The sequence below is a fragment of the Meiothermus luteus genome, assembly GCF_003574085.1.
GTDB classification, from domain to species: Bacteria; Deinococcota; Deinococci; order Deinococcales; family Thermaceae; genus Meiothermus; species Meiothermus luteus.
Map to the genome: position 1 here is coordinate 25,302 of NZ_QWKZ01000020.1, position 9,432 is coordinate 34,733.

The 9,432-nt window shown below is 65.1% G+C and carries 9 protein-coding genes; 3 read left to right on the forward strand and 6 right to left on the reverse strand.

What is annotated here, in order from left to right; all coding sequences use genetic code 11:
* Positions 1-3: 3 nt before the first annotated feature.
* Entirely contained in the window at positions 4-195 is a 192-nt protein-coding gene (locus Mlute_RS04625) for a hypothetical protein (protein WP_119359578.1), read from the reverse strand.
* Complete coding sequence (locus tag Mlute_RS04630) at positions 192-620, reverse strand: hypothetical protein (protein ID WP_119359579.1); 429 nt, start codon at positions 618-620, stop codon at positions 192-194. The genes Mlute_RS04625 and Mlute_RS04630 overlap by 4 nt, the downstream gene beginning before the upstream one ends.
* An 89-nt stretch (positions 621-709) precedes the next feature.
* Between Mlute_RS04630 and alaS the strand changes: the two genes are divergently transcribed.
* From alaS to mltG, 3 genes are read left to right on the forward strand one after another with little or no spacing between them, the layout of a single operon-like run.
* Positions 710-3,358, forward strand: coding sequence for an alanine--tRNA ligase (gene alaS / locus Mlute_RS04635; RefSeq protein ID WP_119359580.1), 2,649 nt, complete (start codon positions 710-712; stop codon positions 3,356-3,358).
* 45 nt (positions 3,359-3,403) lie between these two features.
* Positions 3,404-3,805 (forward strand): Holliday junction resolvase RuvX, encoded by a 402-nt coding sequence (ruvX, locus tag Mlute_RS04640; protein ID WP_119359581.1) that lies wholly within the window; start codon positions 3,404-3,406, stop codon positions 3,803-3,805.
* A 3-nt stretch (positions 3,806-3,808) separates the two neighbouring features.
* Positions 3,809-4,864: an endolytic transglycosylase MltG gene (mltG, locus tag Mlute_RS04645; RefSeq protein WP_119359582.1), complete on the forward strand. Its 1,056-nt coding sequence runs from the start codon at positions 3,809-3,811 to the stop codon at positions 4,862-4,864.
* Here mltG and Mlute_RS04650 read toward each other — a convergent pair.
* From Mlute_RS04650 to Mlute_RS04665, 4 genes are read right to left on the reverse strand one after another with little or no spacing between them, the layout of a single operon-like run.
* The gene (locus Mlute_RS04650) at positions 4,857-5,150 is read right to left on the reverse strand and encodes a rhodanese-like domain-containing protein (protein WP_119359583.1); all 294 of its coding nucleotides are present in this window, start codon (positions 5,148-5,150) and stop codon (positions 4,857-4,859) included. The genes mltG and Mlute_RS04650 overlap by 8 nt on opposite strands.
* A gap of 14 nt (positions 5,151-5,164) precedes the next feature.
* The gene (locus Mlute_RS04655; protein WP_119359584.1) at positions 5,165-5,626 is read right to left on the reverse strand and encodes a hypothetical protein; all 462 of its coding nucleotides are present in this window, start codon (positions 5,624-5,626) and stop codon (positions 5,165-5,167) included.
* 21 nt (positions 5,627-5,647) lie between these two features.
* The gene (locus Mlute_RS04660; protein WP_119359585.1) at positions 5,648-7,882 is read right to left on the reverse strand and encodes an NADH-quinone oxidoreductase subunit N; all 2,235 of its coding nucleotides are present in this window, start codon (positions 7,880-7,882) and stop codon (positions 5,648-5,650) included.
* A 31-nt stretch (positions 7,883-7,913) separates the two neighbouring features.
* Positions 7,914-9,335, reverse strand: a complete 1,422-nt coding sequence (locus tag Mlute_RS04665; protein WP_119359586.1) for a complex I subunit 4 family protein — start codon at positions 9,333-9,335, stop codon at positions 7,914-7,916.
* Positions 9,336-9,432 lie beyond the last annotated feature (97 nt).

Consider the following 9,432-nt stretch of genomic DNA (forward strand, 5'->3'; position numbering starts at 1 on the left):
TCCCTACTCGAGCTCCCCCCAGGCCCTCCTGCGGGCTACGGGGGCAATGCCGCGAATGTCCTGCCCCTTGAGCTTGGTCCAAAACAAGACCATCTCTCGCACCGCCCGAAGGCGCACTTCCACGGACAAACCTTCCCAGGCCTCCCTTTCCGGGGGCAGCTCACCAAAACGGAACTTCCGGGCTTGGGGTTTCACGGTTCCAGTTCCTCTATATCCTTCACATCTATAGCCCGACCAAAAGCCCGCTTAAGCTCAACCAGCGTTTTTCGGTCAACCACCCGGATGCCTTGCCCCTCAAAGGAAAAGCATCGGCTTTGCTCGTAGGCGCTATCAAAATCGGGGGTGGGCATGAGCACCAGGTCGATCCGGTTCGGCGCGTAGCCAAGCTGCACCACCCCAGGGGTACTCAGGTCTTCTAAGGTTAGCCCCAGATCACTTCCGCCGAAAAAATCCCGTATGGCCTCCAGCAGCCGAGGGGCCTCCTTGGGGTCTACCCACAGGTCCAGGTCTTTGGTGTGGCGGGGCGTTCCGTAAAACCCTACCGCATATCCCCCGATAACCATGTAGCGAGCACAGTGCTTCTCCAAGGTCTTGAGAAACTCCAGCATCTCTGGGGTCATTACCCCACTTAGTCTTGCGGCTGCCGGGCTCCTCGTCAACCGCAGTTTGCCCTGGGACAGAACTTTTCTTATGCTGGGTTGGTACTGCTATGACCACCGCCGAGATTCGCGAAAAGTTCCTGCGGTTCTTTGAGTCCAAAGGCCATCTGCGCCTGCCCAGCTTCAGCGTGGTGCCCGAGGACGACCCCACCCTGCTCTTCATCAACGCCGGGATGACCCCCCTCAAGCCCTACTTCATGGGTAAAAAACCGGTCTTCCCCGGGCATGAAGGGGAGTGGTACCGGGTGACCACCTGCCAGAAGTCGGTGCGCACCGGGGACATAGAGAATGTGGGCCGCACCAACCGGCACCAGACCGTGTTTGAGATGCTGGGCAACTTCAGCTTTGGCGACTACTTCAAGAAGGAGGCCATAGAGTGGGCCTGGGAGTTTTTGACCAGCCCCGAGTGGCTGGGGCTGGACCCCAACCGCATCTATGTGACCATCTATATTGACGACGACGAGGCCTTCGCCCACTGGACAAGGGTGGGGGTGCCCCCCGAGCGGATTCACCGCTTTGGCGCCGACGAGAACTTCTGGCCACAAAACGCCCCTACCCAAGGCCCCAACGGGCCCTGTGGTCCTTGCAGCGAGATTTACTACGACCGAGGGCCCGAGTTCGGCTCGGACACCTGGGCCGACTACTACGAAACGCGGGAGTCCAACCGCTTCGTGGAGATTTGGAATCTGGTCTTCCCCCAGTACAACCGCAAGGACGGGGGGGTATTGGAGCCCCTACCCAAGCCCAACATTGACACCGGGATGGGGCTTTCGCGGGTGGCCATGGTCCTGCAAGGGGTCACCGACTTCTACGAGACCGACGAGTTCACGCCCCTTATCCAGAAGGTCGTGGAGCTTACCGGGGTGAGCTACGAAGGCCCTCGCTCGGTGGCCCATCGGGTCATGGCCGAGCACGCTCGAGCGGTAACCTTCATCCTCTCCGACGGGGTGCACTTCTCCAACACCGGCCGGGGCTACGTGGTGCGCCGCCTGCTGCGCCGGGCGGTGCGCTTCGGCTATCTGCTGGGTTTGCGGGAACCCTTTTTGTATAAGTTAGCAGAAGTGGTGGCCGAGGTGATGGGGGGGGTCTATCCCGAGCTCAGGGCCAACCTGGAGAGCATTCAGAAGCAGATTAGGCTCGAGGAAGAGCAGTTCTTTCGGACCCTCGAGGCGGGCATCAAGCGCCTCGACACGATGCTTGCTGGGCTTGGCCCAGGGGATACCCTTTCGGGCAAGGATGCTTTTACCCTCTACGACACCTACGGCTTCCCCCTGGACCTGACCATTGAAATCGCCGGGGAACACGGCATCCAGGTAGACACCGAGGGCTTTGAGAAGGCCCTAGAGGAGCAGCAGGAGCGGGCCCGCTCCAAAACCGCCTTCAGCCGGGAGCTCTTCCAGCGGCGCAGCGAGGCCCTGGCCGCCTTGGTGGCCGACTACGGGGGCACCCAGTTCGTGGGCTACGAGAGCCTGGAAGCCCAGGCCCAGGTCAAGCTCCTGCTGGTGGGGGAGCAGGCCATAGAGGAGGCCCCCAGCGGAACCGAGGTGCAGGTGGTGCTTGACCGCACCCCCTTCTACGCCGAAGGCGGAGGACAGGTAGGGGATACGGGAACCCTGGAGTGGGAGGGGGGCTGGGCCCGGGTCACCACCACCCAGAAAAGCCCCGAGGGGGTATTCCTCCATCTGGCCCGGGTGGAGGAGGGCACCTTGAAGGCCGGTACCTCGGTGCGGGCCCTGGTGGACATCCACCGGCGCGACACCGAAAAGAACCACACCGCCACCCATCTCCTGCACGCCGCCTTGCGGGCGGTGCTGGGGCCCCATGTTCAGCAGAGGGGCAGCTACGTGGGCCCCGACCGGCTGCGCTTTGACTTCAGCCAGTTTGAGCCCATCTCGCCACGCGACCTGGCCCGCGTGGAGATGCTGGTCAACCGCTGGATTCAGGCCGACTTCCCGGTTAGCTACACCTACAAGCCTCTCGAGGAGGCCCGTAAAGAGGGGGCCATGGCCCTTTTCGGCGAGAAGTACGGCGACGTGGTGCGGGTGGTCAGCGTGGAGGGGAGCATAGACGGGGTCTCCTCCAAGGAGCTGTGCGGGGGCTGCCACGTGCGGCGGACCGGTGAAATTGGTAGCTTGGTCATCGTAGGCGAAGAAGCGGTGGCCGCCGGGGTGCGGCGGATTGAGGCCCTCACCGGGGCTGCGGCCACCGCTTTCGTGCGGGAGACTCTGGAGCGGATACAGGCCTTGGGCCGGGAACTGGGGGTCCCCCCCGACCAGCTAGGGGAACGGGTGAGGAAGCTCCAGGAGGAGCTCAAAACGCGGGAGCGGGAGCTGGAGCGGCTGAGGCTCGAGCTGGCCCGGGCCCAGCTCGGGGGCTCTGCGGGGACAACCCTGCGGGAAGCGGGGGGCTACCGCTACCTGGCGGTACAGCTCGCGGGTCTCGAGGCGGGGGCCCTACGCGGGGTTGCCGACGAGCTTTTGGAAAGGCACAAGGCCGACCTGGTGGCGGTGGGCTCGGGGCAGAACCTGGTGATCAAGGTGGGCAAGGCTGCCCTGGAAAGGGGGCTAGACGCTGGGGCGGTAATGAAACGGCTGGCCGAGGCGGCCGGAGGACGGGGTGGAGGCAAAGGAGGCCTGGCCCAGGGAGGGGGCTTTAACCTGGAGAAAGCCTTCGCTGCTCTAGAAGGGGTGCTAGGCTAAGGGGATTCACATTTTCTACCCCCGTTCGGGCCATAATAGGGGCCGATGAAGGTGCTGGCCCTGGATGTGGGCGAGGCCCGGATTGGCCTGGCGGTGGGTGAGGTGGGCCTGCCCTGGGCTTTTGGCCGGGGCTACCTGGTGCGCAAAGGCCTAGCGGAAGACTTAAAGGCGTTGAAGGCGGTCGCGGAGCGGGAGGGAGCCCAGCGGTTGGTGGTGGGCCTGCCTCTGCGGACCGATGGGCGCCCAAGCGCCCAGGCCGAGCGGGTGCTGGCCCTGGTGGAGGCCCTGCGCCAGCAGGGCTTCCAGGTGGAGCTGGTGGACGAGCGCTACACCACCCAGCTAGGCCAGCGGCGCCTGCAAGAAGCCCCTAAGCGCGTCCGCAAGGAGAAGGGCCGGCTGGATGAGGCCGCAGCCGTTGCCCTCTTGGAGTCCTACCTGGCCTCCTAGACCATGGACGAACCCACCCCCCTCAGCGAAGCCTCTACCCAGGAGCGGAGCAGAACCCCCAACCGGTGGATTTTGCGGGGGGTCTTGGCGATGTTCCTGCTGCTGGCCGGCCTCATGGGGTATCTCCTCTACCTCATGGGCCCCACTGGAGCAGCGGCCGAGGTGCAGATTTCCAGGGGCAGCGGGGCCCAGGCGGTAGGGCGCCTGCTGGAGCAGGCCGGGCTGGTGCGCTCAGGGTACCTGTTTGCCCTATACCTGCGCTTTTCCGGCCTGGACAAGGCCCTAAAGCCAGGTTTTTACCGCCTCGAGGGCAAAGGGGTGCGGGCCATCGCCTTGACCCTCACCGACCCTTCCCGGCCCCTGCGGGTGCGGATCACCTTTCCTGAGGGCTGGCGGGCCTCGGAGATGGCCCAGCGGCTAAGCGAGCACAACCTGGACGGGGCCCGCTTCCTGGAGCTGGTGAACCAGCCGACCCCCGAGCTGCGCCTCCCTGAGGCCGAGGGCCCTACCCTAGAGGGCTACCTCTTTCCCGCCACCTACGAATTTCCCATGGACGCCACTCCCGAGGAGATTATCCGAACCATGACCCGCCGCATGGCCCAGGAGTTCACCCCAGAGGCCCTAGAGCGCCTGCCCAGTCTGGGGCTAAAGAGCGTCCACGCCTGGGTTACCCTGGCCTCCATCGTCCAAGCCGAGGCCGCCAACCCCGGCGAGAAACCCTTCATCGCGGGGGTCTTCCTCAACCGGCTCGAGCTGGGCATGCCGCTCCAGGCCGACCCCACCGTGGCCTACGGCCTGGGCAAGCGTCTTCCCGAGCTGGACCGCAACGCGGGCGACTTCACCAAGGACACCCCCTACAACACCTATACCCGCCGCGGCCTACCCCCCGGCCCCATTGGCAATCCCGGGGCCGAGGCCCTGCGGGCGGTGCTCAACCCGGTGCGCACCAACGAGAAGGGCCAAAGGTACCTGTACTTCCTACACGCCCAGGGGCGCCTCTTCCTGAACGTGGACTTCCAGGGGCACCTGCGGGATACCGCCCGGTACTACCTCAGGTAGAAGCCCGCTTCAGTCCGCGCAGCCCCCCCTCCAGGTGGTACACCCGCTCGTACCCCGCCGCCTCGAGGTACAACCCCGCTAGCTCGCTCATCACCCCCCGCTCGCAAACGAGCAGGATGGGGCGGTCCTTGGGAAGGTGGTGGTTGCCACCTTGGATGTCGGCCAGGGGCACCGAGAGGGCCTGGGCGAAGCCAATCGGCTCGGCCTGGCCGGCCGGCCGCACATCCACCACCAAGGGGTCCTCCTGGAGGAACTCCGCCAACGCCTCGGGACGAACGCCGCGCATACCTCAAGGATACCCTAGCGGCCCAGCACCTCTGGGCGGAAGGCCATCAGGGGAGGGCGCAGGCGCACCACGACCCACCCCCCTGCGGGTGGGGGTTCCAAAGCCGCCAAAACCAGCCGGAACCCCGCCTGGCCCTCCGGCCCCAAGACCCGCAGCACAAAAAAAGGAGGCTCCAGCACCGCCTCCACCTGGCCCGAAAAGGCGTAGCGTCCCCCCTCCAGCCGCCGCACGGCCTCCCGCTGCCCCTGGACCTCCTCCCAGAGCTCCACCTGGCCGTGCAGAATCAGCGGGGTCTCACCCCCCGAAAACGGGGCCAGGCCCCGGTCAAAGGCGTAAAGGGGGCCTAGGGGAGTAACAACCTCAATGAGCGGGCTGCCCACCGGCTCGGGGCTCACCGGAAAGCTCTGGGCATAAGCCGAAAAGCGCTCCCAGAAGTATTCCGGGCCCTCCTCTAGGGGCCTGGTACGAACAGTCATCTGCACCTCAGGAACCCTACCTCAGCGCACGTTCAGGGTGATGGCGGCCAAGGGGGGCTCAGCCTCGGAAGCCCCAGCCTCGCGGACTTCGTAGGTAATCTCCCCAGGGCCTGGGTCAGAAAGGTAGCTCCACCCACAGGCCGCGCTCAAGGAGATTTCCCTACGGCCAACCACCCGTTCGCCCCGCTTGACCAACACCGTGTAGCCGCTGGCCGAACCCACCCCACCGAAGCGGAAGGGCCGAGAAACGGTTCCGCCCGCCTGGAGGTTGGAAAGGGCAAAGCGCTGGCTGCAGATGGCCCCGGCCTGGGCCTCGGGCACCACCAGCGAGACCCGGGCGGCGGGAATTCCCTCGGCTCGAGCCTCATAGACCCGACTGCCCCCCGCCGGAGGCGGAACCCCCAGGCTCCACCGGCCCTCCGCATCGGCCTTTACCCGGCCCAGGCTTACCCCGTCCTCAAAGACCTCCACCTCCTGGCCTGGCGGGGCGGTGCCCTCTAGGACAAACCCCGTGGGGGCTACAGAGGCCCCCTCAGCCGGGGCGGTGATGGCCAGCCCAGGAGGGGCGAGTAGGGTGACCCTGGCTCGAGCCGCCCCCCCCTGCCCCTCCCTACGGGCCTCGTAGGTGTGCTCCCCCACTACAAGGGCCGAAGTGGGGAGCTCAAAGCGCCAGTGCCCATCCGGGCCCACCGCCACCCGGCCGACGGGGCGGCCGTTGTCAAGAATCTCTAGGCTCTCCCCCGGCCGACCGGTGCCCTCCAAGGCCAAGGGCCCTGCCGCCAGGGTGGCCCCATCGGGGGGAGCCATCAGCGTTACCCCAGCTTGGGAAAGGCCCTGCCCCGCCCCTAAGGCCCGCAGGGCCGGGCCTGGCAACAAGGAGAGCAGCAGCAAAAGACCCATCCCCGACCACAGCACCCCAGCCCCAGGCAGCCGGGCGGCCGGGGCCATGAGTGCCTGAGTGAGGCTCAAAGGGGCCCCCACCAACGGCGCACCTGGGGCCTCTGAGCTGCCAAAACGCGCCACTGCTTCCTCGGTTTCCCTCTCTAAGGCCTCCTGGGAAGGCTCAGGCTGGGCAAAAAGGAGGAAGAAAACCCGGAGGTAGTAGTAGGCCCCCACCGCTGAGGCCACCAGGGCCAGCACCACCAGACCGTACAGCCCGGCTCGAGCTGCCTCCTGAAAGACCAGGTACTTGGCCCAAAACCCCGCCAGGGGAGGAAGCCCCAGGACCGAAAGCACCCCCAGCGCAAGCCCTCCGGCCACCAGCGGCCTGCGGTGCCAAAGCCCTCGCAACCGCTCCAGAGGCACCTCCTGGTTGGAGAGCATGGAGAGAGCGGCGAAAATCAGGCCCGTACCCAAAGCGTAGGTGAGCAGGTAAAAGGGCACCGTGGCCCCTGCGGTGGGGCCAAAAAGCCCCAACCCCAAATACCCCGCATTGGCGATGGAGGAGTAGGCAAAAAGCCGCTTGGCCTCGGTCTGGGCCAGGGCCCCAAGGTTGCCAAAGAGGACGCTTAGGGCCACCAGCACGGCCAGCCCCACCCCCCAGGCCTCCAGCCCCTGAGGGGTGAAGATGCGCAGCATAGCCGCGAAGGCCGCTGCCTTAACCGCGGTAGCCATGAAAAGCGAAACCACCGTGGGGCTGCCCTGGTACACGTCGGGGGACCACCAGTGGAAGGGCACCATGGCGGTCTTGAAGGCAAAAGCCGCCAAAATCAGGAGCAGCGCCGTGGTGTACAGCGGCCCTGAGCCGACTGCCCCGGCCATAAAGCTCCCGGTGGCCCCATAGTAAAGCGCCACCCCGTACAGGAAAACCGCAGCCCCCAAAGCGCCCAGCAAAAAATACTTGAGCCCTGCCTCAAAGCCCTTCTCGTCACGCTGCCAGGCCGAAAGCACGTATAAGGGCAGGGAAAAAATCTCCAGGGCGATGACCAGCACCACCAGGTTGGGGCTGCTGGCCATGAGGTGCATCCCGGTCACCGCGTAGAGCACCAGTAGGGGGAACTCAAACTTCTTGGCTGGGCCCAGCAGCAGGGCCCAAAGCCCACCCAAAACCGCCACCAAGGTCAAGCCCCTGGCCAGGGGGTCAAAGCGGTAAAGTCCGCCAAAGGCCTCTACGACCTCCCCCCACCCCACCACGGCGAAAAGCCCGGCCAGCAGTAAAGCCGCCACCGATAGGACCCGGTTGGCCTCGCGGGAGATGACGAAGGCCAGAAGCGACAGCAGGGTGGAGAAACTCGCCAGGGTATACAAAGTCAGCATCGGACACCTCCGCTGGCTTTCAAAACCCCCTTCACGAGGCACCTCCAAAAAGCGCACCCAAGGCCCGCCCCAGCGGCTCCAGGTGGGCGGTGAAGAGCTTAGGGTAGAGGCCCATCAAGAGAAGTACCCCCACCGTTACCCCCGCAAAGGCCCACTCCCTGGCGTCCATGTCCGAAACCGCCTGGGCCTGCGGGGTTTCCTGGAAAAGCCGCTGAAAAGCGGTAAGGGCATAGGCCGCCGCCGCGATAACCGAGAGGAAGGCCAGGAAGGTAAGCCAAGGGGCAACCTGGTAGGCCCCCAAAAGCACCATCAGCTCACCGGGAAAGCCCGAGAGGCCAGGTAGGCCAATCATGGCCATCAAGAGGAACATCCCCAAAACATACAACCCCGGGGCATACCGGGCCAGACCCCGCACGGGTTGGGTCTCCAAGCTCCCGGTGCGGGCGTAAACCCTCCCCACAAACAGGAACATAGCCGAGCCGTAAATCATAGAAGCCCCAAGGAGGTACAGAGCCCCCACCGCACCCTCAGGGGTTCCGCTGAAAAGCCCCAGGGCCGCCACCCCCATGTGCGATACCCCAGCGTAGGCCAGCAAGGTCTTCCAATCGGGCGCGCTGAAGGCCAGCCAAGCCGCATACAGGGCCCCAAAAGCAGCCAGGAAAAGGAGGAGCCCCTGCCACTCGCGAAATCCCTCAGGGGCCAGGGGAATGGCCCACTTGAAGAAGGCAAAGATGCCCACCTTGTAAAGCGTACCCAGGGCATCCGCCAGGCCCGAGGGGTGGTTTTGCTGGTGGAAGCTGGGCAGCCAAGCGTGAAGAGGAAACAAAGGTGTTTTGACCGCGAAGGCCACCAAAAAGCCTAAAAAGGCCCAGGTCGCCGCCGGGCCCGAAAGCGGCCTGGAGGCCAGGTCGGTGTAGAGAAAGCTCTCCGCGCCACTTATAAAGCGCACTGCAAATATTGCCGCCAGCATCGGCAGCGAGCCTACCAGGGTAAATAGGGCAAAAGTGTACACAGCCCTAAGTCGGTCTGGCCCCCCGTAGAACCACAGCATGAGGAGAGCTGGGATTAAGCTGGCCTCAAAGAAGAAGTAGAAGAAGACCAGGTCCTGGGCAGCAAAAATTCCCAGAAGCCCGGTCTGCATCAAAAGGGCATAGGCCAAAAACCGCACCGGAACATCGGCCAACCAGACCCCAAGGAGGACCACCAGGTTTACCGCCAGCCAAAGGAGAAGCCCGGCCCCATCCAGCCCCACCGCGTAGTACACCCCCGCGTCGGGGAGAAAGGGCGTCTGGCTGGCATAGGCCACCCCCTCCCCCGGGTAGCCCACAAAAAGGTAGAGGGAAACCGCTAGGCTAGCCAAAGAGGCCAAAACCGCAAAACCGCGCCCCAAGGCGGGCCAGAGCAGAAGCGCCAGGCCCGCCAGCAGGGGCAGCCAAAGCCCAAAGTGAATCATCGCAGCACCCCCCAGGCCAGCAAGAGCACCAAGGCTACCAGGAGCCCGGCCAGGTAGAAGCGCAAAGCGCCAGTCTCGAGCCGGGCCAGCAGGCCCC

Coding starts and splice junctions, on each gene's coding strand:
- Mlute_RS04665 (WP_119359586.1), bottom strand. CDS start 9,335: ATGATTCACTTTGGGCTTTGGCTGCCCCTGCTGGCGGGCCTGGCGCTT.
- mltG (WP_119359582.1), top strand. CDS start 3,809: ATGGACGAACCCACCCCCCTCAGCGAAGCCTCTACCCAGGAGCGGAGC.
- ruvX (WP_119359581.1), top strand. CDS start 3,404: ATGAAGGTGCTGGCCCTGGATGTGGGCGAGGCCCGGATTGGCCTGGCG.
- Mlute_RS04630 (WP_119359579.1), bottom strand. CDS start 620: ATGACCCCAGAGATGCTGGAGTTTCTCAAGACCTTGGAGAAGCACTGT.
- Mlute_RS04655 (WP_119359584.1), bottom strand. CDS start 5,626: ATGACTGTTCGTACCAGGCCCCTAGAGGAGGGCCCGGAATACTTCTGG.
- Mlute_RS04660 (WP_119359585.1), bottom strand. CDS start 7,882: ATGCTGACTTTGTATACCCTGGCGAGTTTCTCCACCCTGCTGTCGCTT.
- Mlute_RS04650 (WP_119359583.1), bottom strand. CDS start 5,150: ATGCGCGGCGTTCGTCCCGAGGCGTTGGCGGAGTTCCTCCAGGAGGAC.
- alaS (WP_119359580.1), top strand. CDS start 710: ATGACCACCGCCGAGATTCGCGAAAAGTTCCTGCGGTTCTTTGAGTCC.